Consider the following 22,717-nt stretch of genomic DNA (forward strand, 5'->3'; position numbering starts at 1 on the left):
GGTTCGGGGGAGAGTACTAGCTGTGCATCAGGACCAGGGACGGATCGACGGTGGCGAACTCGACGCGGCCCGCGGCGAGGGCGCCGTACGCTCCGATGGGGCCGGTGGCGGGGCGACCGTGGCGGTTGAGCCAGAAGCCCCAGCCGGCCGGGGCGTCCGGCCATTCGGGGTCAGGCTCCCAGCCGGGCGGCGGGCGCCAGGTGTCGCTCGGCGGCTCGGGCCAACTGGGCGGCGGGTTGAATCGATGCACAGGCACACCTCTCCGGATTCCCCAGCGATCCGCTGATCGCGAACTGTCTGACAGATCAACGATCTGACGCGCCGGACGTCACGACTAAATCTTTGTAAAGATTCCAGCGCGGTCACCCATCCCACCAGGCATCGGAGGGGGAGGCAACCATCCGCTCACCAGGCGGACTGCACGTGCATCGGCATCGGAATTGGTTGCCTTGTCCACAGACAACCCAGACCTATCCACAGGCAGGGCCGGTTATCCACAGGTTCACCCACGGGTTCGGTCACTGTGATTGTTGCCGTCGGCCCAGGCACGGTGACCGTGGTCGTGATGGTTGACCCGGGCACCGATGCGAAGGTCGCGCCGCTGTTGTCGCCCCCGCTGATCGCGGTCAGCAGCACGATGAAGGCGATCCCGCCCGCGACGCAGCCGGCGACCAGCTTGAGTGGCGGCTCGGCGCCGTACCCGCCGCTCGGGCCGCGGGACCGGGTGCCGCGCGAGTTCAGCCAGAAGGCCCAGCCAGGTGGCGCGGCCGGCCAGGACTGATCCGGCAGCCAGTCCGGTGGCGGTTCCCAGTCGGGCTCCAGCGGTTCAGGCCAGCCCGGCGGTGAATTGAAGGTAGCCATGAGGTCCCCCTCCCTCACTGGTTACATCCGGTAACCGTGACTGAGTGTTACAAATCCGCGAGCCGATGCCGGACCCGGTGATGCTCGGTGAGCGATTCAGCCAGCGAGTAGCCGAGCGCGCGGTACGCCTCGAAGTCCCACTCGTCGTAGAACTGGTCTCCGGTGGTACGACGCGGGAAGTCCGGGTGCTGCACGGCGTACTGCTCGATGTCCCAGCCGAGGTGACCCGCCAGCACCGCCTTTACGAAGAAGATCTCGGTCTTGTACGGCTTCTCCTCGCCGTCCTTCAGCGGATGGGTCGCGATCCCGTACGCCCAGGCCCGGTCGGCCCGGGGCTTGGCGCCGCGGACCATCGGGGACGGGTCGATGTCGATCCGGATCCCGTGGTCCATCCGGGCGGTGGCGATCGCCTCGGCCAGCGCGGTAAACCGGTCCTCGGCGTCGTTCGACGCGTCGATTACGATCACCTGGGCCGGCTCCCGCCGGAGCGCCTCGGCCAGGCCGAGGTTGTCGTAGTGCCCGCCGTCGGTGACGTAGATCCGCCGGTCGTACATCGACGGCGATCCGATCGCCTCCCGCAGCAGCCGGTACGGCCCGGGCTTGTCGATCACGCTGCCGACGTACCGCCGTACGCGCGGGAAGAAGCCACGCACCTCGGGGAACGCCGGCTCCGGACGGTTGTTCCAGTATGGGTTCGGCAGCCACACGCCGAGGCGGGCGTTCAGGACGGCGAGCAGCAGCCGCACCGGCCTGGTCCGCGAGTTCACCCGGCCGGTCAGCGGACTGAGCGCGGCCCCGCTGATCGCCATCGCTGCCGGCACCGTCACCTCACGCTTGAGTACGTCGGCCTCGCGCTCGTAATCGTCAGTCGTACGACGTCCGCCGTCCGGCAGCGACCGGTCGCCGACGATCCCGATCTGCTCGGCGTCGAAGACAAACGGCACGCAGCCGCGCTGGGTCGGCACGAAGTCCGCATCGTCGACATTCGCCACCCCCGCGATGACCAACTGCGGCCCGCCGTCCACTGGCTTCGCCCAGTCGGAGTACCGCAGCCGCAGGTGGTAGTCCAGCGCGACCGCGGCTCCGTTGTCCTGCCGCTTGACCAGGAACGCCCGTGACAACCGCTCGCGGTAGAAGGAGTGCAACGACGTACGGTTCGCATCGGTGAGCACCTTGATGGCGACCGCGATCAGCGCGAGCACCAGCGCGACGTTCCAGTCTTCCTGGTACGAGCGGTCGGTCGCATAGCCGCCGGTCCAGCGGAGCAGGACGATGACGGCCGCGATCACGATGATCGCACTGGCCGCCCACGGCGCGAGCTTGGTCCGGCCGAACGCAAGCAACCGTGCCCGCAGACCGGTCGCCTCCTTGCCCTCGACCGCGAGCCCGTTCCACACCGACTTGCCGAGCCCGATCAGTACGACGACCAGCGCGCCGAAGGAGGCGACACCTTGTTTCGTGGGGTCGACCAACGCCAGCAAGGCCGACGGAAGACTTGGCTGATCGGACGAGTCACCGGGCAGTTGGCCCAATAGATAAAGGCCTCCTGGTACGCCGAGCAGCAGTACGGCGACGGGGACGCCGTACAGGAGACTCGCGTTCCCGATCGTGGTGAGGACCTTGCGCACGCCGTCGGGCATTCGCGCCCAGCGATCCCAGACCTTCTCGAGCAGGAACATTGCCGCGCTGACCGCGATCAGGAACACCGACAAGCCGACGAAGAACCACGAGCCGTTCGGTCGCCAGTCGACCTGGATGTCCTGGTCGCCGGGCAGGATCACGCCTTGGTCGGCGAGGAACCAGCCGAGCACCCACGCGATCGCCCGCAGCACGATCCCGATCAGCAGCAGGTTGACGACCAAGCCGAACAGCACCGACAACGCCGCGCGGAACATCGCCCGGCCGCCTTGCAGCAGGTATCGAGTCTGACGCCGCAGCCTCGCGAGCTCGGGCGATCCCGGTGAGAACGGGTCAGCGCACGTACGACGCAAGACGTGGAACGCGGCGGCCATGTAGCCACCGCCGCTGACACCGATCACCGTCGACGCCTTGTCGTACAAACCCTTCTCCCGCAGGAGTTGCAGCGCACCGAGGCAGAACGACGCCGACCGGATGCCGCCGCCCGAGCACGTGATCACGAGCCGGCCGGAGTCCTTGCCGTCGTCCAGGATCCGCCGGAAGGTCGCCGGCTGCTCGAGCTGAACGCCGTACAACTTCCGCTGTCCGTAGCGGCTGGTCGCGAAGTAGCAGCCAGCCAGAATCAGTACGCCGATCAGCGCGACGGCTCGCATCAGCCAGCTGAACCACCCGGTCGACAGATCGGCGCAAGGCCCCGTGCCGAAGTCCCGCCACAGCCGGATGTCCTCGACCACGTCGAGCACCGCCGCGACGCAGACGAGCCAGGACCCGATCGCCGCGACCCGCGTCCACGACTGCCGGTTGAGGAACTTGACGTACTTGTACGCGCGATACGCCGCGTAGACGTAGGCCATGATGAACATCGCGTCGAGCAGCAGCGACAACCGGCCCGGCACTTCGCAGTCTGCCGCAAGACCGGCCGCGTCGTGGACCGCGTCGCGCATCGGCCATTGGACGACCGCGAGTATCACAGCCAGTTGGAGTGTCCTGGTGAACGTACGGCGCCGGCCGATCTGCTCGATCGTGGCGTCGCCTTTGGTGCCGTCCGATTCCCCGAGCATCGCCCTATGATGCCGGTCGGCCGGATCACCCGGCCAGTGGCAGGACCTCACTGATCCGGGTGAGCCGGGTGCCGGCGGCAACGGCCTGGTCCAGCGCGGCCAACTGCGCGCACGCGAGGGTGATCGCCTCGGCCTGCGAGCCGCAGCCGTCGGCGTACCAGTACGGGTCGTCCGGCTGCCGATCCTCGGCGTCGTCGATATCGGCGTACCAGCAGTCGTGCCGGTAGTGCACGACGCGCACCTTGAGCTTCACGCCCCCTACGACGCCCCCTGCAAACCGCCGGTTCCGGGGATCCCGGCATGAGGGCTTTACAACATTGGCAAAGACGACGGACAACCGTGTGCGTGCTATCGCCCGCTTCATTGACAGCGCCGAGCGACTCCCGTCAAGCGCATCGTCGCCGGGCAGTCGCTCGACTCAACCTCATCGCCGTTTCGTTTCAGCCTCGCAGTGCTGCCACGCTTCCCATCAGGCCGTTGTGTTCAAGGCCGTTGAGGACGTCCTCGACAGTTCCGGGTGGGTTTTGCCAGGTGTCTGCCATGCGCTGCACCTGTGCGTAAACCGCCTGCCGGTTCAGGTCGATCAGATCGCGCACGAAGTCGTCCGCCGACTGAGCTTCGATGCTCCAGTCCGACAGCATCGCTTCCGGGAAGTCCTTCGTATTCTCGGTGACGATGACCTGTGCATGCGCCTTGATAGCGGCAGCCAGAACATGCCTGTCGTCGGGATCAGGAAGGCACAGGCCTTCGATCAAAGGTTCGTAGCCGGTGACGAGAGAACGTCTGCAATCGCCCCGTTCATCAACGCGCGGGTGCGATCGAGCCTGACCGGATCGAGATCGGGGCGGTTGGTCTTGAGATTGTGGAATGTCTCATCGAGGATCTTCTCGGTCCACTTCGCCTGGACGAGATCTGCCTGCGCGACTCGGATCAGAAGGTCTCGTACGTTGTTGGAGTAGAGCACGTTTGCGTCGTAGACAACGATGAAGGGCACGTCAGTACAGGCCCATCTCCCGGTCGAGCTGGGTCAGCTCGTCTGCCGTTTCACGGCGCTTCTGATCGTCCTGGCGTTTGTAGTCCATCAGCGAATCCGCACGCACCCGACGATGCTTTCCAACCCGCCGGTACTCGATCTTGCCGTGATCGAGCAGACCGATGAGGTACGGCCTCGAAACGTTGAGAAGGTCGGCCGCCTGCTGCGTCGTCAGCTCCGCATGAGCTGGAACGACCGAGACTGCCTGCCCTGCGGCCATATGCGCGAGCACGCGCGCCAAAAGCTCCACGGCGCTTCGCGGGATCGCCAAGGTGTCATCAGGGTCGCCACCCACCACCACCTGGATGTCGCGTTCTTCGAGGTGATCGGCCAGGTAGCGCTTGACGCGGCGCAGGGCGACATCAGCCGTGCGGACTTCAGCGGCGTCAGGACGCACGCCGGCAAAATCTGCGTTGCTCATGGTCACTCCTCCCGGTGGCCACCCGACGTTCATCGGTGACCAACAAGTGAAGTATCCGCAATATTCGAAGCAAGCGCAACCGGCCTGTACACGCGCCGCCGGGGTGGGCGAGATGGGCGCCGTATCTGGCGTGGGTGAGCTGGCGCCTCGACCGCATCGAGGTCTATGACCTCCTTCCCCCGATCTCGACTTTGTGCATGAGATCTGTACGTCGCGACCCGTGGCATACGGATCTCATGCACAAAGTGGAGGGTTCAGGAGGTCTTGAGGGTTACCGGGCCGAAGAGGCCTGAGGTGGTTTGGCCGGGGAAGATGAAGTGGGTGGGGCTGGTGGCGTTCAGGTGGGGGGCGGCGGTGTTGAAGATTTCTATGGTGAGGGTGTGGGGGCCGGGGGTGGTGGTGAGGTTGAAGGTGTAAGGGGAGCAGAAGCGGGCGCCTTGGGGGGTGCCGTCGATGAAGACTTCGGCGGTGCCTCGGACTTGGCCTAGGTCCAGTTGGAGTGCCTGGGCGGCGGGGACGTCGAGTTCGCGGGTGTAGCGGATGCCGCCGCTGTATTCGGCCAGGCCGTGGTCTTCCCACTTGCCCAGGGGAAGGCGGCCGGGGCCTACGGTCGCGCGGATGGGGGCGGTGAGGGCGGCGCCGGCCTCGTGGCCGGGGGTGGTCATCACGGTGAGCACGGCGGTCTTCGCGTCGGCAGGGATGGCGGCAGTTATGTGACCCGAGCCGGTTGCGAGTTGCTCGCCGTCGACCGCCAACACGGCCTCGCCCACCAGGTCGATGTCGAGCTGCACAGTCCCTGGGGGTAGATCAAATCGTAGGTGTTCGATGCGCTCCGACGTCGGGCGAGGCACCGCGAAGGTGACCGGCTCGACCGCGGTAGAAGAGGTGCCGTCGAGCCAAGCTGCGGCCGGAAGGGGATGCGGCCGGCGGGTGAGGTACAGGTCGGCCAGGGCGCGATGCCACGGTCGGCGTCGCGAGACGGGCACCGCCGAGCCGTCGGCCGTCGCCTGCCAGTCGTGGTCGGAGATCGCCAGGCCGTCGACCAGGATCGGCGTCGGCTGGGTCACCTCCACGACGATCTCGTTCTCGACACCGGCTCGTAGCGCAGCGGCTGCGTCGTACCGGCGTACGCGCGGAGTCGGACGCTCGTACGGCATGAAGCCGCCTTGCCGACCGACTTCGTGGCCGTTCACGTACAGCCGTGCTGATCCCCATGCGGTCAGCGTGAGCTCGGTGCAATCACCTGGTACGACGGTCGTGCTGTAGCGAATCGCGGTGCCAGAGTCGGCCGCGATCCATTCGGGACGCCGGTACGACGCCAGGTCGCGAACGAAGGCCACATGGGCGCGGAGGTCCAGTTCCTCGGACGGTGTGAGCCGAAGCTCGAGCTGATGCGTACCGGCCTCGAGCATCACCGGAGCGGAACCGAAGGTGCCACCCGCGTCCACAAGCGGTAGCGGTGCATTGTCGATCAGCAGTTCCTTGGCCGCGGGAGCGCCAACCACAACCGTTGCATCGAGCGAAGCGGCGAGGGTGAAGGTAGCGGTGAAGGTGACGGTCTGACCGGCAGCGACCGTACCGAAATCGAGGAAGTCCTCTGGAACGTGTCCCTTGGGACCGAGGGCGTGGTGGTGGATCGGGTCCTTGTGGATGCCGAGGCGCTCCGAGTACTCCATCGGCTGACCGTCGATGAGGCCGTGCGGCCCGAAGGTGGCGTGCGCCGGGCGCCACTCGTCCGAGCCCTCGACGCGGTGGTCGAGAGCCCAGCGTTCAACCACCACCTCCGAAGACGGCGCCGAGGCGGGCCAGGCGAAGTCGCCCCAGGTGTTGTCGAGGGTCGGGATCAGCTCCGTCTCCCAGTCACCATCCAGGCTCGAAACTCGCCATTCCGGAGACACCGCAGACGGAGCAGCATCGTTGCCCACAGCAAACACTACCAAAGCAGCCGGGCCGGCGTCGAACGGCACCTCGACTGAGACAACATCTCCAGAAGTCTCATAGCCAAGGGGCCGAGGGGAGCCACCGAACGGATCCACCAGCACCGGCGGCCCAGGCACATCCCGGACCCGCAGCGTCACCGACGATCGATAGCGCGACGGATCAAACGAATATCCCACACTCGCCCAAGCGTGGCTGATCCCCCGCTCCACCGCCTCATCCCCCGCGATTTCTGTGGCGCTCCAATCGGTCGGAGTCACGAAAACGACCAGCGAATCGTCGACCTCGCGCGTCAGCACAGGTACGTCAGCCTCGACTCGACGCTCCAATCGGCCCAGAGCGGCCGGCACATCGGAGGCCTCGGCAACATACACCACCGAGCCCTCCAACCCGGCCGGAATGGCGCCCACAGCAACCAACAAGCCGCCTGCGGCAACAAACTCGTTCAGCCTCTCGACCACCGCATCTTCCAGAACAGTTGCCGCTGGCAACACAACGGCCGCGTACTCCTCGGAGGCGATGTACAACCGCGGCCCGTCCCCCACCTCCGCCCCGGCCAGTGAATCGTCGTCGATCACATCCGCGTCGATCCGCGCCCGATCCAGCACCCCCAGCACCGGCGCGAACCACGTCGCATCCCCGATCAGCTCCCGATAGACCTCCTGCGCACGGAGAGCCTCAGGCCCAGGACCGTCCAGCCCGGTCGAGGCCTGCGCAGTCGTTGAAGGGAACAGTACGGCGACCTCGCACACATGCCGCCCCAACGACAACGCGGCACACAACCGAGCCACAGCATCTGCGAAGAGCTTGTGATGCCGCCAGTACGGCTGCCGCCAGTCCGTCGACGGCGGCGCCCACTCCCACCACCCGGCGCGCGTCGTGTAGTAGACCGCGTGCGGGTTGTAAAGCGTCGCCCCGGTCCGCAACCAAGGCAACAACCAGTCGAACGTCTCCTCCAACGTCCCACCCCACCCAGTGGAGTGGAACGCCTCGATCCACGTCCGCGGTCGCTCGTACAAATGCGCCAGCGACGAATGAATCCGCGCATCACCATGATGATCCGACCCCGGCGCACTGAACCACCGGTGCGTACGCGCGTAGTCGGCGTACAACTGAACGCCCTCGACAGGTTGCCCGGCCCGCGCCGGATCCTGCTGGTCGCAGCCCACGATCAACCCATGCTTCTCATGCCACGCATGCAGCGGCTGGAAGAACGCCTCCTCTGCCAGCGCAGCCCGCAAAGCGTGGTAATCCCGCCGCACAGAAGCCGCCGAAGGTACGGCGGAATCCCACAACGCACCCAGTCGATCGCGGATGTCGTACCCGTACCGAGCAAGAAAGCGTGATGCGAAGTCAGCTGACCAGGTCGGCACCGACGGCAGCTCATCCTGGAAAGACCCGACGACCACGCGACCGAGCCGATCACCAAGCCGTCGCTCGAATTCACCATGCACCTGGTCCAGCAACGCCGTACACGCCGCAGAGCTCAGGTAGTCGAACCCATGATCCACCTCGTAGAACAACGACAGCCGCGACTCCATCGGCGCCTCGCACTCAGCACCGTCACCCAGCACAGTCACGGACTGGAAGCCACCATCCACAGGCTCCAGCAGCGCTGCGACCGCGCGACCACCAGCCGGACACCGCAGCACCAGCCGACCTGTACCCGAGACCGTCACCCGCTCGAGACGCCGACCGGCGAACACCGGCTGGCGAGCCACCAACCGCGCCTGAATGTCCGCACCCGAGAACCCGAGCTGGTCATAGAACCACAGCGAGACCCCAAGCTCGGCAGCGTCATCACACACGCCCAGGAAGATCGACCACCACTGCTCCGAAAAGAACGGCGGATCATCCGCATCACACCCATGATCCGACCCGGCCGGCGCCAGATTCAGTACGACGAGCTGGTACACGCCGCCTTCGACGAACCGCTCCAGCTGCCACCGCAACCGAGCAGGGTCGAGCGGTTCCCCGCTCCACCACCAGATGGGCACGGGCGAGAAGGCCCTGGGCGGATCGGCAAGTACCGACGCCAGGCGCTCGGGGAGAGCCACGGTTATCCCTTCAGGCCACTGGAGAAGCCGCGAATGACGTAGCGCTGGAGGATCAGGAAAACCAGCAGGATGGGAAGCGCCGCGAGCACCAGCCCGGCCGCGACGAGGCCGTAGTTCGAGGTGTATTCGTTGACAAAGGCAAACACCCGGACCGGCACGGTCTCATGGCCCGAGCCGCCCAGATAGAGCAGCGGGGTGAAGAAGTCGTTCCAGATGAACACCGCGTTGAGAATCAGCACCGTGCCGGTGATCGGCCGCAGCAGCGGGAAGATCACATACCCGAACGCCTGCAGATGCGAAGCGCCGTCGATCAGCGCTGCGTTCGTGTAGTCGGCCGGCAGCGAGCGGATGAACCCGGTGTAGAGGAACACCGTGAACGGCAACTGGATCCCGCTGTAGAACAGGATCATCCCCTGGTACGTGCCGAGCAGACCCAGATCGTTGACCAGCTGGTAGAGCGGGATCATCCCGAGCTGGAAGGGCAGGATGATGCCGACCAGGAACAGGATGTAGAGGCTGTAGCTCAACCGGGACGCCGTACGCGCGAGGAAGTACGCCGCCAGCGAGCCGAGCACGATCAGGATCACCACACTCGACACCGTGATCACCGTGCTGTTCAGCAACGCGGATCCGAGTGACGCCGACTGCCACGCTTCGCCGAAGTTGCTGACCGACGGCGGATCCGGCAGCGACAGCGGCTTGTTGGCGACCTGCGTCGAGTCCTTGAAGGCCAGTGTCACCAGGGCATAGACCGGGAACAGGAACGCGATCGCGACCACGATCATGACGAGCTCGCGAACGAACGTCCGGGGACGGTAGCCGGTCCTCATGCGGTCGTCTCCCTGGAACGTAGGTAGCCGATCTGGATGAACGACACCGCCGCGACGAAGATCGCCAGGACGAGCGCGACCGCGGTGCTGTAGCCGAACTTCCCGTACACGAAGGCCTGCTTGTACAGCACGGTCGACAACGTGTCCGTGGCGTAGCCGGGACCGCCGTTCGTCATCGCGATGATCTGGGTGAACAAGGTCAGGCCGCCGACCGTCGACAGCATCACGTTGATCGTCACCGCGGGCGCGAGCAGCGGCCAGGTGATGTGCCGGAACCGCGCGACCGTGCCGGCGCCGTCGACCATCGCGGACTCGTGCAGCTCCTGCGGCACACCTTCCAGGCCGGCCAGGAAGATCACCATCGAGTACCCGGCGCACTGCCAGATCACCGTGAACGCGACCGACCAGATCGCCAGCGACGGATTGCCGAGCCAGTCCTGCCGGAGCGACCCGAGCCCGATCGCGTTGAGTGCGGCATTCAGTCCCGCATCCGGCGCGGGGTTGTAGACGTACTTCCACAGGAACGAGACCATCACCGGGCTGACCACGACGGGAGCGAAGAAGACCACCCGCAGCGCCATCCGGCTCTTGATGGTCGTATGCACGCCGAGCGCGAGCAGCAGACCGATCCCGTTCTGTACGACGACGATCGCCACCGTCAGGAACAGAGTGTTGCGCAAGGCACCGATCGCCTGATCGTCGGAAAAGAGCTGCTTGAAGTTCTCCAGCCCGACGAACGACCGCTGATCGCCGACGCCGGACCAGTCCGTGAAGGCCGATCCGGCACCCGCGATCGCCGGGTACAGCATCACCAGCGCATAGACGATCAGCGCCGGCGCGGCGAAGTACCACGGCGGCGCAATGCCGCCGCGACGCCGCGTCGCCTTCGCCGCACCCCGCCCAACCGCAGCAGTAACTGTTGTCATGCCGTCTTCCGGTAGGCCTCGTCCATCTTCTTCAAGGCGTCCTGGACCGTGGTCTTGCCACCGAGGAGCTCCTGGACGACGGCGAAGTGGGTCGGCTGGACCTCGGCGTTCGGCCAGCGCTGATCCATGAACGGGACCGCCTTGTTGTCCTTGAGGTAGGGCAGGAACGGCTTGAGCACCGGGTCCACCTTCGGCTCGCCGTCGGAGTACAACGGTACGCACGCGACCGCTTCGGCCCAGGCGCTCAGGGTGTCCGGCTGGCCGCAGTACTCGAAGAACTTGCGGGCCTGATCGGCTTTCTTGCTCTTGGCACTGATCGCGATGCCGACGACAACGCCACCGGGAATCCAGTTGTCGGCGGCAACATCCGTGGCCGGGAACGGGAACATGCCGAGGTCGTCCGGCGACGGTGACGCCTTGCGGAAGGCCGGCAGTACGGCGGACACCTGCACGGCCATCCCGGCCTTGCCGGTGCCGACCAGCGAGGTGGCCTGCTCGTACGTCGTACCGTTCGGGTTGGCGTTGAAGAAGCCCTTCTTCTGCAGCTCGAGGTACTTGTCCATCGCGTCGACCCAGCCGGAGTCGGCAAACGACGCCTGGCCGGCGATCATCTTGTCGTCGAAGTCGGGCGTCTTCGCGTAGACCGTGCCGGGGACGAGCGCGTACGGGATCAGCTGGGTGATCCACGGCGTCTGGGCGCCGAGGGCGATCGGGACGATGCCCTTCGCCTTCAGCTTCTCGCAGACGGCGAGCAGCTCCGACCAGGTGGTCGGCGGCTCGACGCCGGCGGTGGCGAACGCCTTCTTGTTGTAGATCGCACCGAGCATGCTCGAGCCGGGCGAGAAGATGTACGTCTTGCCGTCGTTCTGGAACGCACCCTTGAAGCCCGTCGGGATCTTCTGGGTCCAGGACTGGTCACTGAGGTCGGTGAGCAGGTTGGCCTTGCTCAGCTGAGCCATCGACATCGCGCTGCCGTTGCCTGGGTAGACCACGTGGATGTCGGGTGCGTTGCCGCCCGCGAGCTGGGTCCGGAGTGCGGTCTGCACCTGGTCGGCGGGCGCGAACGAGAGGTTGAAGTCGAAGTCGGAGTGCGCCTTCTTGTACTCGTCCAGCGCCTTCCGCAGACCGGCCTCCTGGTCGCCGACGCCGATCACCTTCAGCTGGCCGCCGGATGACGACGACGAGCCGCTGTTGCCACCGCAGGCCGCTAGCGTGCCGACGGCGGCGGCCCCGCCCATCAGCTGCAGGAGACGCCTTCTGCTGACGGACTGATCGAGTGCCATGAGTTCCTCCTGAGCCCTGAGGCGAACGCCGCCCCTAGTTACCGCTTGTCACTGTGAACTGAGCGGAAAATCGTGTTAACTACTTCACGCGGGACGCTACGGACGGCCCGAGAGGGTGTCAAGACCTCGTTGAAAGGATTCAGTCCGAGCGGCCGGCAAGTCGATTTTTGGGTCGGTGCCCGGGTGTCCTGAGAAGATGGCCGCGTGCACGTGACCATCCGCCGCCTTCCGCCTAGTCCGTCGTACGACGGGATGGCGGGCAGATTCGTGGTGCGCGGGTGAAACGTCCGGTTCTGGTCAGCGGTGTGCTGCTGATCGCTCTCCTCGGGGTTGCCGGTGGCTATCTGGCCGGCGACCGGTTGGAGCCTGGGCAGCCGGTGGCGACCGGTTCGGCGGCACCGCTCGGTGAGTCCACGCCCGGGCAACCGTTGCCGCGGAAGACGCCGGTTCCGAGCGACCTGGAGCCGCTGCTGGTGGGCGACCTCGACTTCCGGACGCAGACCTTCACCGTGCACGAGGATTACTCGGTGCGGCTGTCGATCCGGGTGCCGGACGAGTGGCAGAAGTCGGTCAACAAGAAGGCGCCCGGTGAGGTGAAGTTCCTCGACTCGCTGCGGGAACGCGGCGTCCGGGTCGAATCCGGGTTCAAGGTCGAGCTGACCACGGCGCAGCAGCGGGAGAACCTGATCCGGCAACTCGAGTCGAGCATCCCGTACGAGGACTACTTCAAGATCCTCGACCAGTCCGACGCCGAGATCACCGGCTCCGACGGCCAGAGCCGGATGACGTCCACGCTCATTTACACCTACATCCCGAACGAGACCACCCGCTACGTGATGGTCCGCTGGGTCGCCACCGGGGGCGACAACCTGGCGAACGTGGAGATGTCCATCACCGGTCTCCCGCAGGACGCCAAGGCGCTGAACTACATCGCCGACCAGGCCGCCAAATCGGTGACTCCGGAGGACTGACAGCCGCCTGTCAGCTGCCCGGAAGTGAAATTGTTACGCGGCTGATGCAACCTTTCGGCGCTCTACGGTGTCTTTTGCGGGAGTAGGGAAACTCTGGGGAGGTGGGGCAGGCGTGGCTGGTCGGGGGACTGTGGGTGCGCTGCTGGGATCGGGTCTACTGGCGATCACGGCACTCGGCGCCGCGGGCGGATACGGCGTGGGACTGCTGACCGAGGTCGAGGGGTCCTCGACAGCTTTCGGTACGGCGGCTCCGCTCGGCACGGTGAAACCAGTCACGCCGACCCCCTCGGCACCGACCGCAACACCGAGGCCGGTGAAGCGCGACAACGCACCGGCCCTCGACCCGGGCGGCCTCAGCTACAAGACCCGCTCGTTCACCGTGAAGTACGTGTACAAGTCGCGCGTCACGGTCCGCGTGCCCGGCGATTGGCGGATGACCCAGCCCGATCCGCCGATCAACGCCCGCTTCACCGATCCGACCTCGAAGCGCTGGATCCGGATCGAGGCCGGCTTCACCATCCGGCGCCCACCGGCCGACTCGATGGCAGAGCGGATCGAGCAACTCGACAAGCTCGATCCGAGCCAGATGCTGACGATCATCTCCAGCGTCACCGAGGACAACTACGCCACACTGATCTACTCCTACGTGCCGCCGGAGTCGCAGGCGCCTGAGGCGGTACTGCGCTATGTCATCGTGCGCTGGGTCGCCGATGCCACCGGCAACTGCGCGGTCGAGATGGGCTCCACCGGCCTGCCTCAGGACGCCAAGGCTCTGATCGACGTGCTCGACCACGCCACCAGCAGCGTCGTCCGCGAAGACAGCCCTCTCTAAGCAAGCAGGTCCGCCAGAGCTTGCCGACCGGCCGGAGTCAGGTCTACGGCGCACTTCGACACAAGCCGAGGTTTTCCGGTGGGAACGTGGAACTCATGTTGCTCGCACTGCTCTGCGTCGGGATCTTCCTGGTTCAGCTGGACGTGACGGTGGTCAACGTGGCGCTGCCGACCATCCGCGTGGACCTCGACACCACCCTGGCCGGTCAGCAGTGGGTTGTGGACGCGTACATGATCACGCTCGCTGCCCTGCTGCTCGTCTGCGGCGCAATGGGCGACCGCATCGGCCACAGGCGCGTGTTGCTCACAGGGCTCACTGTCTTCGGCCTCGCATCGTTGGCCTGCGGCGCAGCTCCAACCATCGAGCTACTCGTGGCAGCACGCGCAGTACAAGGCATCGGCGCCGCACTGCTCCTCCCCGGCACCCTGGCCGTCATCACCGACCTGTACGACGACAACGCGGCGAGAGCACGTGCGGTCGGGATCTGGTCAGGCGCAGGGGCGCTAGCTCTACCGTCCGGCCCGCTGCTGGGTGGTGCGCTGGTCAGCGGCTTCGGGTGGCGTGCGGTGTTCCTCATCAACCTGCCGATCATCGCCGTCGGGCTACCGCTGGCGTGGCGGCTGGTTCCGCGACACCAGCCTGCTCACCAGACCGCGCGTACCAGGCTCAGGATCGGAGCAGACTTCATCGGCGCGAACGTCACCGCCGGCCTGATGAACTTGGTCGGCCTTGGCACAGTGCTCGTGATGACGCTCTACCTCCAGGAACACCTCGGCCATGACGCTCTACTGGCTGGCCTGGAGCTCTTGCCGCTGTTCCTGCCGCTGGCCGTTCTCGGACCGATCTCCGGGCGGATCACCGCTCGCTACGGCCCTCGACTGCCGATGACCGTCGGACTGGCGCTGGGCGCAGCCGGGTCCGTGTCGCTGCTCGCCGTGCGGGATGGCAGTGGCTATGCGGCCGTAGTACCGGTGGAGATCGGACTCGGCGTCGGGATGGGCTTGCTGACGGCTGCGGTGGTCAGCGCGGCTGTCGCGTCGTTGCCGCCGGACCGCGCCGGGCTGGCCAGCGGTGTGAACAACACGTGCCGCCAGGCGGTCGGAGCCGTCGGCATTGCTGTGTACGGCGCTGTGGTCGGGCAACCAGCAGGCATGGTCGCCGGACTCCACACGCTGGCCTGGGTCGGCAGCGGCCTGTGGGTGCTGGGCCTCGCCATCACCTGGCTGACGGTCGGCTAGTCGATCGGCCAGATGGTTCGGAAGATGGTGGACCGCAGGCGGTAGAACCGGCGGCGGGTGGACTGGATCAGGGCAGGAGACGGCCGGAGCCGTTCCGTCGGGATACGCACCAGAACTTCCTCAAACATGCTGGACAACTGGGCAGGGGGTGCTCAGCCGGCGTTGGTTTTCACCGAGTCAGCGATATCGGCGGCGCGGCCTTCGTCGTCGCCGGGCACCAGGACCTGGATGAGCTGCGAGTTCGTGGTCCCCGTGTCCACAACCCGCTGGAGGAGAGTACTACTGCCATCACTGCCGCAGTCCTGGGAGTAGCGCTCCGTCACCTTGGTGCCGTCTGTGCGCGGGACGGCCTTCACGTCCCCGTCGTGCTTGCAGCCGAGGTCCGTGCCCTTCCCGAGCGCCAGCTTCGCTACGCGCGAGTCCGTCGTACCGACGAACACGCCGGCGGTCGTGGCCGGCCAGCCACCGCGGCTGATCCGGAGCGCCTGGTACGAGTTGGCGCTGCCCGGCGGCTGCCAGGTGGACTCGGCCACCGACTTTGCCCAACCGCGCGGAAGTTCTACCGAGATCCCGCCGTACGCGAAGGTCGTCACCTCCTGGGCCGCCTGATACCGCTGGGCCGCGTAGCCGCCGCCTCCGCTGACGATCAGCGCCAGTACGGCGGCGATCGCCCAGCGGCCACGGCGGCGCTTGGGAGGCGCTGCCGGCTCTGGCTCTGGTTCGACCGAAGCAGGCTCGGCCCCGACGATCGTCGGCTTGTTGGCGTCGCTGAGCGCGGTCTTCTCGCCGTCGTCCGTCGTCGCGACGAGCGGCGCGAACTTCGGCGGAGCGAAGTCATGGGTGGTTTCGTCGAGGGCGCCGACGAGTTCCTTGGTGAAGGTCTGGACGTCCGGCCAGCGCTTCTCGCGGTCCGGGTCGAGGGCGCGGACGATCGCCGCGTCGATCTTGTCCGGCAGGTCGAACCCGAGCGAGCTTGGCGGCGGCGCCACCTCGACCCGGCTGGCCGCGCCAAGCCCGTCGACCTGATGCGGTGAACGTCCGGTCAGAGCGGCGTACGCGACGGCTCCGAGCGAGTACTGGTCGGCGCGCGCATCCAGCCGCTCACCCATCGCCTGTTCAGGGGCGACGTACGACGGAGTGCCGCCGGGCATTGTGATTCGCGACACCTCGTCCAGCGACTTCCCGAGGCCGAGATCCGACAGTACGGCGCGCTCGCCCTCGTCGGTGCTCCGGAACAGGACGTTCGCCGGCTTCACGTCGCGGTGCAGCAGTCCCCGGCGATGCAGTGCCTCGAGGCCGCGGCCGACCTGGACGACGACGTTGACCGCCTCGGCCAGCGGGAGCGGTTCCTGCTTCAGCCGGTCCGCCAGCGTGCCGCGGTCGGCGTACGTGAGCACCAGGAACGGGCGGCCGTCCTCGAGTTCGCCGACGTCGTGGACCTGGACCACGTGCTCGGACTCGACCCGGCGCAGGAATCGGCCCTCCTCGAGGAACCGACGCCGGACGGAGTCATCGTGGGCCCAGTTGTCGGCCAGCACCTTGATCGCGACTTCGGCGTCCAGTTGCTCATCGTGAGCGAGCCATACCGTAGCGAAACCGCCCGAGCCCAGGCGTCGGCGTACGACGTAACGTCCTAGTCTGCTCGGGACCCCCATACAAGGCATTATGGATTACTGAGAGTCCCATGCCCGGGGCCGAACGACAGCAAAGGCGCAGATGAGCGAGAGCACCAGTCCGACCGACGACCTCGGAACGCTGGCCGAGCTGGCCGCCGGCGGGGACAAGAACGCGATGGACGACCTGCTGCGGCAGGTGTATCCGCGCGTACTGCGGATCTGCCGCAGCGTCCTGCCGTACTCCGCGGATGCCGAGGACGCCGCCCAGGAGGCACTGCTCAACATCGCGACCAAGATCAACACCTACTCCGGCCGGAGCAGCTTCTCCACCTGGGTGCACTCCGTCGCGGCCAACTCCGCGCGTTCGACGTACCGCAAGCTCAAGCGCACCGCGCAGGCCGCCCACAACCCGGAAACCATGGAGAAGCCAGACCCCCGCACCACCAGCGTCATCGCCGGCACCCGCCTGGACCTCCTCGAGGCCCTGGAAACCCTGGAACGCGACCGCCCCCAGATGGTCACTCCCTTGGTCCTCCGCGACGTCTACGGCCTCTCCTACGAGGAGATCGCGCTCGAGGTCGGCGCTCCCCTCGGCACGGTCAAATCCCGCATCCACGACGCCCGCGAAGTAGTCCGCCCCCTCCTCCGCCCGAAGGACTGACCTCCTCCCCTCGCCTGCCCCTCTGCCCAGCCGTTTGGTGGGTCAACCAGTCAAATGGTGGGTTCCCCGCCTGAATACGAGCGGGGAACCCACAGACTGGTGGGGTAACCCATCAAACGTGAGGCGAGAGGGGCGCGATTTGCGGGCTGCCGCTGGCGGGTTGGATGTGCTCAGATGGGGGGCATGAAGAAGCTCATCAACGAACCTGGTGATGTTGTGAGTGAGGCGCTGCGGGGGATGGCGGCGGCGCATCCGGACCGGTTGCGGGTGGATCTCGAGAACCGGATCGTCTATCGCAAGGACGCGCCGAGACCGGGGAAGGTCGGGCTGATCTCCGGTGGCGGGTCGGGGCACGAGCCGATGCACGGCGGGTTCGTCGGGTTCGGGATGCTCGACGCGGCGTGCGCGGGTGAGGTGTTCACCTCCCCGGTGCCGGATCAGATGATGGCGGCGACCAAGGAGGTCGACGCGGGTGCCGGCGTACTGCACATCGTGAAGAACTACACCGGCGACGTGATGAACTTCGAGATGGCCGCCGAGCTGGCGGAGGACACCGAGGTGCTGTCGGTGGTGACGAACGACGACGTCGCCGTCCAGGACAGCCTCTACACGGCCGGGCGCCGGGGCGTCGGCGTGACCGTGCTGCTGGAGAAGATCGTCGGCGCGGCAGCCGAGGAAGGCCGCTCGCTGCAGGAGGTCGCGGAGCTTGCGACCAAGGTCAACGACAACGGCCGCAGCATGGGCATGGCGCTGACCTCGTGCACCGTACCCGCGGCGGGCAAGCCCACGTTCGACCTGGCCGAGAACGAGATGGAGGTCGGCATCGGCATCCACGGCGAGCCCGGCCGGCAACGGTTGCCGCTGGCACCGGCCAAGGACATCGCCGCGATGCTGGTCGACCCGGTGCTGGGCGATCTCCCGTACCAGCAGGGCGACTCGGTGATCGCGTTCGTCAACGGCATGGGCGGTACGCCGCTGATCGAGCTGTACCTGATGTTCAACGAGGTCGCCCAACTCCTCGACCGGGCCGGCATCACCGTCGCCCGCTCACTGGTCGGCAACTACATCACCTCGCTGGAAATGGCGGGCTGCTCGGTCACCCTGCTCAAGGTGGACGACGAACTGGTACGCCTCTGGGACGCCCCGGTCAACACCCCCGGCCTACGCTGGGGCGCGTGAGCATGGGAGTCGAGAACTTCGTCGACTGGCTGCGTGATGCCGCTCGTACGTTGCACGACAACGCGGCGTACTTGACCGAGTTGGACTCGGCGATCGGGGACGCGGACCACGGGGCCAACATGGACCGTGGGTTCGCGGCGATCGTGGCACTGCTTGACGAGAGTACGTTCGATTCGGTCGACGAGCTGATGAAGAAAGCCGGGATGACGCTGGTCAGCAAGGTCGGTGGGGCGAGCGGGCCGCTGTACGGCACGTTCTTCCTCCGCTTCGGGACCGCGCTGGCCGGCGCCGAGCTCACCCCGGCGACGATCGGCGAGGCGTTCAAGGCCGGCGTCGGCGGGATCCTCGCCCGCGGCAAGCCCGAACTCGGCGACAAGACCATGTACGACGCATGGGCGCCGGCGCTTGAGGCGTACGACGCAGCCGTCTCAGGTGGATCAGGTCTCAAGGAAGCGTTGGAGGCGGCGGCCGAGGCGGCGGCGAAGGGCCGGGACGCGACCGTACCGCTGGTCGCTCGCAAGGGTCGCGCAAGCTACCTCGGCGAACGCAGCGCCGGGCACCAGGATCCTGGAGCCACGAGCACCACACTGCTGCTGGAGTCGGCCGCGCGCACACTCGCATGATCGGGATCGTGGTGGTGTCGCACAGCCACGCGCTGGCGACGGCCGCGGTCGGGCTCGCCGCCGAGATGGTTGCCGAGGACAACCGCCCGGTGATCGCGGTCGCGGCCGGGCTGGACGAGAAGACCTTCGGCACCGACGCGATGGCCGTGTCCGAAGCGATCGCGGCGGCCGACAGCCCGGACGGCGTACTCGTGCTGCTCGACTTGGGCAGCGCGGTGCTGAGTGCGGAGCTGGCACTGGAGTTCGTCGATCCCGAGGTCGCGGGCCGCGTGAAGCTGTCCAGCGCGCCACTGGTCGAAGGGCTGGTGGCGGCGGTCGTGACGGCGTCGACGGGCGCTTCACTGGACGCGGTGGTTGCCGAGGCCAACCGTGGGTTGGTCGCCAAACAGGACCATCTCGGAGATTCAGTCGAAACAGCGGCAGAAGCCGGGCCGACTGATCAGGTGATTGAGGTTGTCGTAGGCAACGAACATGGTCTGCACGCGCGACCGGCCGCGCGCGTTGTTGCCCTGGTCAACTCCTTCGATGCCGTTGTCACCTTGACGGATCTCGACACCGGTCGCGGACCAGTCGATGCCGGCAGCCTCAGCATGGTTGCCACCCTCAACGCTCAGCGGGGTCACCGGTTGGAGGTAGGTGCCGGCGGCCCGCAAGCCGCCGAGGCGCTTGCCGCAATCAACCAACTCGCAGCCGAGAACTTCGGTGACGCGCCTGTATCCGAGCCTGTGGTTGCTGCCAGCGGTTCAGGGCTTGATGTGGCGATCGGGCCGGCAGTTGTTGTCGACGCCGAGGTGGACCTGACCGGCTACACGCCCGGTGACGCCGCAGCTGAACACCGACGTCTCGAGAACGCGCTCGGAAAGGCATCTGCCGAGCTCATCCACCTGCGTGGCACCAGCCCTGACCACAGCGGCATCTTTGACGCACACCTCGCACTTGTGAAGGACCGCACGCCACTCGAGGCCGTCTCCAGCGCGATCCAAGGTGGTTCGCCCGCGATCGATGCGTGGAAGCAGACCTACGACCAGTTGGCCGCGACGTTCGAAGGGCTGGACGACGCCTACCAGCGTGAGCGCGCACAGGACGTACGGAGTGTTCGGGACCGAGTCCTGCGCGCACTGACAGGTGCCCTGAGCAACGACACCCCACCGGCCGGCGGGATCCTCGTGGTAGCGGAATTGGACGCAGCGACCGCGGCCACCATCGACGCCAGCAAGACCGCCGGCATCGCGGTCCGGGCGGCGGGAACGACCGGGCACGGAGTGATCGTGGCGCGGTCCCGGGGAATTCCGCTGATCACCGGCATCGGCGATGTCGACGTACCGAACGGCGCGACCGTTGCCTTCGACGCGCGTACCGGCTCGTTCGAGGTCGAGCCGGACGAGGACAGCGTCCGTACGACGATCACGCAGCGCCAAGCCGAGCGCGAAGAGGCGCTGAACCAAGCAGCTCAGCCCGCGATCACCAGAGACGGGCAGTTGATCGAGGTGCTCGTCAACGTCGGCTCTGTTCAGGACGCGATCGACGCTCGCGGCGCGGACGGATCCGGCCTCGTCCGCACCGAAGTGCTGTTTCAGGACCACGCTCCGACCGTCGACGAACAGGTCGAACGGTTCCGGGCCATCGCGGCAGCCCTGCAGGGCAAGCCGATCACGATCCGGACCTGGGACATCGGCGGCGACAAGCCGCTCCCGTTCCTTCCTCAGGATCACGAGGCGAATCCGTTCCTCGGCGAGCGGGGCATCCGGGTCTTCCGCCGCCGGCCCGAACTCCTCCGCGACCAACTCCAGGCGATCCGCCACGTGGCGACCGAGACGCCCGTCCACGTGATGTTCCCGATGGTGACCACAGCGGACGAAGTCGCCTGGGCGCTGCAGGAACTCGGCCCGCGGCCGGAAGGTTTGCAGGTCGGCATCATGGTCGAGGTCCCGGCGGCTGCTCTTCGGATCGACACCATCACCGAGGGACTGGACTTCGTCAGCATCGGCACGAACGACCTAACCCAGTACACGACCGCCGCAGACCGCACCAACACCTCGGTCGCCGCGCTCGCCGACGGCCTCGATCCCGCCGTACTCCGGCTGATCGACCACGTCGTCCGGAACGCCGGCGTCCGGGTCGCAGTCTGTGGCGATCTGGCCAGCGACCCGCAGAGCGCCGTACTGCTGGCTGCTCTGGGTGTGCACGAACTCAGTGCGGTCGGTCCGCAGGTCCCGCTGGTCAAGGCTCGGCTGCGGCAGGCAGATCTATCCGAGGTCGACACTGCCGAAGTGCTGGCGGCACGGGACGCTGCTCAGGTGCGCGGCTTGCTGTAGTAGCGCAGTTCCACCAGGTTGAAGCCCGACGTACGCGCGGCCTTCGCCGGCAGTGTGTACGACTCGCCCGGCTCGAGATACGTGACGTCCGGGTGCTCGAGGTCGAGGTCCACGACGAGCGCCGGGTAGGCCCCGGTGCGCCACGTGTACGACTCCCCCGCGTCCGGCGTGACGTGCTGAACGCGTACGTCGGCCTCGTCGACGACCACCTTCGCCGGCACCTCACCGACCTGCTCGAACCCCGCGTCAGCAGGCACGCCGGCAACCCCGAAGTACGGGTCGCCGGACGCTTCCTCACCCAGATCGAGCAGCTCGATCAGCCGGTTGAGGTACGGCGTCTCACCGTCGTTCGTGAGCATGTGAACCGGCGACACCGGACGGTAGACCGACCCGCCGACCGTCTCGTTGAGCTGCCGGGCCGGGCTGCCGTCGAGCCAGTCCATGTGACAGGGCGAGGTCGAGAGGCACAGCACGACGTACGGGTTGTGATGCAGGTGCCAGCCCTGCGCCTCGCCGGGCGCGAGCGCGACCTCCCAGACGCGGACCCGGGAGTTCTTCAGCAGCACGCGGGTGCCGATCTCGCCGAGGACGACCTCGGTCCCGTCGGGCGCGACGACTGTTGTCCCTGAGCTCATGCGGACTTCTCCTTTTCGGGCAGGTCGATCGGGCGTTCCATTGCGACCGCATCGAGTACGACGCCGTCCGGCATCGGCAGCTTTGCGGGCTCGACCTCGGTGAACCCGAACGCCTTGTACAGCGGGACTCCGGGCAGCGTCGCCATCAACGCGAGCCTGGTGAAGCCCTCCGCCCGCGCGGCGTCGACACATGCCGTGAGGATCGCCCGGCCGAGCCCACGCCTGGTCCAGTCCTTGCGGACGAACATCGCCCGGATCCGGGCCGGCTCGGTCGCCGGATCCAGCAGTCGTTCGTCGGCGCCCGCCGTACTGGCGTTGAACAGCTTGTTCCGCCGGCTCCAGCCGCCGCACGCGACGATCTCGCCGTCGACCTCGTGGACGTAATAGGTGCCGTCGTCAACGAGCGTCAGGTCCAGCGTGGTGATGTACTCCATCGCGCTCGCGGTCTCCGCGGCGTCGTGGTACGCGGGGAACAACTCCCGCACCGACCCCCGGGCCAGCTCAGCGATCACCGGCCCGTCCGCCCTCACCGCCAGCCGCAATACAGGCTCCATGCGCCCAGGCTAATCCACCTCCAGACGACCCTTCATTTACCTATA

Annotated in this window: 21 protein-coding genes and 1 pseudogene; 9 read left to right on the forward strand and 13 right to left on the reverse strand. The window is 66.9% G+C overall.

Annotated features, from left to right (window positions below; genetic code table 11):
• Positions 1-16 precede the first annotated feature (16 nt).
• On the reverse strand, positions 17-250 hold the full coding sequence (locus EV646_RS33880; protein ID WP_132155990.1) for a hypothetical protein: 234 nt from the start codon (positions 248-250) through the stop codon (positions 17-19).
• A gap of 315 nt (positions 251-565) precedes the next feature.
• Here EV646_RS33880 and EV646_RS33885 point away from each other — a divergent pair, with 315 nt between their 5' ends.
• On the forward strand, positions 566-781 hold the full coding sequence (locus EV646_RS33885) for a hypothetical protein (protein WP_132155992.1): 216 nt from the start codon (positions 566-568) through the stop codon (positions 779-781).
• Positions 782-908: 127 nt separating this feature from the next.
• On the opposite strand, the gene EV646_RS33890 is transcribed toward EV646_RS33885, so the two are convergent.
• The 9 genes from EV646_RS33890 to EV646_RS33925 all read right to left on the reverse strand — a co-directional run bounded on the left by EV646_RS33890 (position 909) and on the right by EV646_RS33925 (position 12,048).
• The gene (locus tag EV646_RS33890) at positions 909-3,560 is read right to left on the reverse strand and encodes a patatin-like phospholipase domain-containing protein (protein ID WP_132155994.1); all 2,652 of its coding nucleotides are present in this window, start codon (positions 3,558-3,560) and stop codon (positions 909-911) included.
• A gap of 25 nt (positions 3,561-3,585) precedes the next feature.
• Entirely contained in the window at positions 3,586-3,813 is a 228-nt protein-coding gene (locus EV646_RS33895; RefSeq protein ID WP_132155996.1) for a hypothetical protein, read from the reverse strand.
• Positions 3,814-4,000: 187 nt separating this feature from the next.
• The gene (locus EV646_RS39615) at positions 4,001-4,315 is read right to left on the reverse strand and encodes a PIN domain-containing protein (protein WP_199237356.1); all 315 of its coding nucleotides are present in this window, start codon (positions 4,313-4,315) and stop codon (positions 4,001-4,003) included.
• Positions 4,312-4,524, reverse strand: coding sequence for a hypothetical protein (locus EV646_RS39620; RefSeq protein ID WP_199237357.1), 213 nt, complete (start codon positions 4,522-4,524; stop codon positions 4,312-4,314). The genes EV646_RS39615 and EV646_RS39620 overlap by 4 nt, the downstream gene beginning before the upstream one ends.
• A gap of 31 nt (positions 4,525-4,555) precedes the next feature.
• Complete coding sequence (locus tag EV646_RS33905) at positions 4,556-5,014, reverse strand: excisionase family DNA-binding protein (protein ID WP_132155998.1); 459 nt, start codon at positions 5,012-5,014, stop codon at positions 4,556-4,558.
• A 254-nt stretch (positions 5,015-5,268) separates the two neighbouring features.
• The gene (locus EV646_RS33910) at positions 5,269-8,904 is read right to left on the reverse strand and encodes a hypothetical protein (protein ID WP_132156000.1); all 3,636 of its coding nucleotides are present in this window, start codon (positions 8,902-8,904) and stop codon (positions 5,269-5,271) included.
• Between the two features lie 107 nt (positions 8,905-9,011).
• Positions 9,012-9,839, reverse strand: coding sequence for a carbohydrate ABC transporter permease (locus EV646_RS33915; protein ID WP_132156002.1), 828 nt, complete (start codon positions 9,837-9,839; stop codon positions 9,012-9,014).
• On the reverse strand, positions 9,836-10,765 hold the full coding sequence (locus tag EV646_RS33920; protein ID WP_132156004.1) for a carbohydrate ABC transporter permease: 930 nt from the start codon (positions 10,763-10,765) through the stop codon (positions 9,836-9,838). Before EV646_RS33920 ends, EV646_RS33915 begins: the two co-directional genes overlap by 4 nt.
• Positions 10,762-12,048 carry an ABC transporter substrate-binding protein gene (locus EV646_RS33925; RefSeq protein ID WP_132156006.1) on the reverse strand — a complete coding sequence of 429 codons (1,287 nt, stop codon included), beginning with the start codon at positions 12,046-12,048 and terminating at the stop codon, positions 10,762-10,764. Before EV646_RS33925 ends, EV646_RS33920 begins: the two co-directional genes overlap by 4 nt.
• 278 nt (positions 12,049-12,326) lie before the next feature.
• On the opposite strand from EV646_RS33925, the gene EV646_RS33930 reads away from it, so the two are divergent.
• The 3 genes from EV646_RS33930 (at position 12,327) to EV646_RS33940 (ending at position 15,089) form a co-directional block, all read left to right on the forward strand.
• A complete protein-coding gene (locus EV646_RS33930) occupies positions 12,327-13,019 on the forward strand; it encodes a hypothetical protein (RefSeq protein WP_132156008.1) in 693 nt (230 codons plus the stop codon).
• A gap of 112 nt (positions 13,020-13,131) precedes the next feature.
• The gene (locus EV646_RS33935; protein WP_132156010.1) at positions 13,132-13,851 is read left to right on the forward strand and encodes a hypothetical protein; all 720 of its coding nucleotides are present in this window, start codon (positions 13,132-13,134) and stop codon (positions 13,849-13,851) included.
• A gap of 95 nt (positions 13,852-13,946) precedes the next feature.
• Positions 13,947-15,089, forward strand: a complete 1,143-nt coding sequence (locus EV646_RS33940; protein ID WP_132156012.1) for an MFS transporter — start codon at positions 13,947-13,949, stop codon at positions 15,087-15,089.
• A gap of 152 nt (positions 15,090-15,241) precedes the next feature.
• Here the strand turns inward: EV646_RS33940 and EV646_RS33945 are convergent, their stop codons facing one another.
• Positions 15,242-16,744, reverse strand: a complete 1,503-nt coding sequence (locus EV646_RS33945; protein WP_241996502.1) for a serine/threonine-protein kinase — start codon at positions 16,742-16,744, stop codon at positions 15,242-15,244.
• Between the two features lie 61 nt (positions 16,745-16,805).
• Here EV646_RS33945 and EV646_RS33950 point away from each other — a divergent pair, with 61 nt between their 5' ends.
• The 5 genes and pseudogenes from EV646_RS33950 (at position 16,806) to ptsP (ending at position 21,483) form a co-directional block, all read left to right on the forward strand.
• The gene (locus tag EV646_RS33950; RefSeq protein WP_132156014.1) at positions 16,806-17,366 is read left to right on the forward strand and encodes an RNA polymerase sigma factor; all 561 of its coding nucleotides are present in this window, start codon (positions 16,806-16,808) and stop codon (positions 17,364-17,366) included.
• Positions 17,367-17,549: 183 nt separating this feature from the next.
• On the forward strand, positions 17,550-18,545 hold the full coding sequence (gene dhaK, locus EV646_RS33955) for a dihydroxyacetone kinase subunit DhaK (protein ID WP_132156016.1): 996 nt from the start codon (positions 17,550-17,552) through the stop codon (positions 18,543-18,545).
• A 2-nt stretch (positions 18,546-18,547) separates the two neighbouring features.
• Positions 18,548-19,168: a dihydroxyacetone kinase subunit DhaL gene (dhaL, locus tag EV646_RS33960; RefSeq protein ID WP_132156256.1), complete on the forward strand. Its 621-nt coding sequence runs from the start codon at positions 18,548-18,550 to the stop codon at positions 19,166-19,168.
• Positions 19,165-19,575, forward strand: a pseudogene (gene dhaM, locus EV646_RS40860) (dihydroxyacetone kinase phosphoryl donor subunit DhaM); the annotation flags it as partial. The gene dhaL and the pseudogene dhaM, both read left to right, overlap by 4 nt.
• 36 nt (positions 19,576-19,611) lie before the next feature.
• Entirely contained in the window at positions 19,612-21,483 is a 1,872-nt protein-coding gene (gene ptsP / locus EV646_RS33965) for a phosphoenolpyruvate--protein phosphotransferase (protein WP_338419306.1), read from the forward strand.
• On the opposite strand, the gene EV646_RS33970 is transcribed toward ptsP, so the two are convergent.
• Together EV646_RS33970 and EV646_RS33975 are read right to left on the reverse strand one after the other, a co-directional pair.
• Positions 21,462-22,118, reverse strand: a complete 657-nt coding sequence (locus EV646_RS33970; protein WP_132156020.1) for a cupin domain-containing protein — start codon at positions 22,116-22,118, stop codon at positions 21,462-21,464. The two genes, ptsP and EV646_RS33970, sit on opposite strands and share 22 nt — an antisense overlap.
• Positions 22,115-22,672 (reverse strand): GNAT family N-acetyltransferase, encoded by a 558-nt coding sequence (locus tag EV646_RS33975; protein WP_132156022.1) that lies wholly within the window; start codon positions 22,670-22,672, stop codon positions 22,115-22,117. The genes EV646_RS33970 and EV646_RS33975 overlap by 4 nt, the downstream gene beginning before the upstream one ends.
• Positions 22,673-22,717: the final 45 nt, after the last annotated feature.

Source organism: Kribbella antiqua (assembly GCF_004345665.1).
GTDB classification, from domain to species: Bacteria; Actinomycetota; Actinomycetes; order Propionibacteriales; family Kribbellaceae; genus Kribbella; species Kribbella antiqua.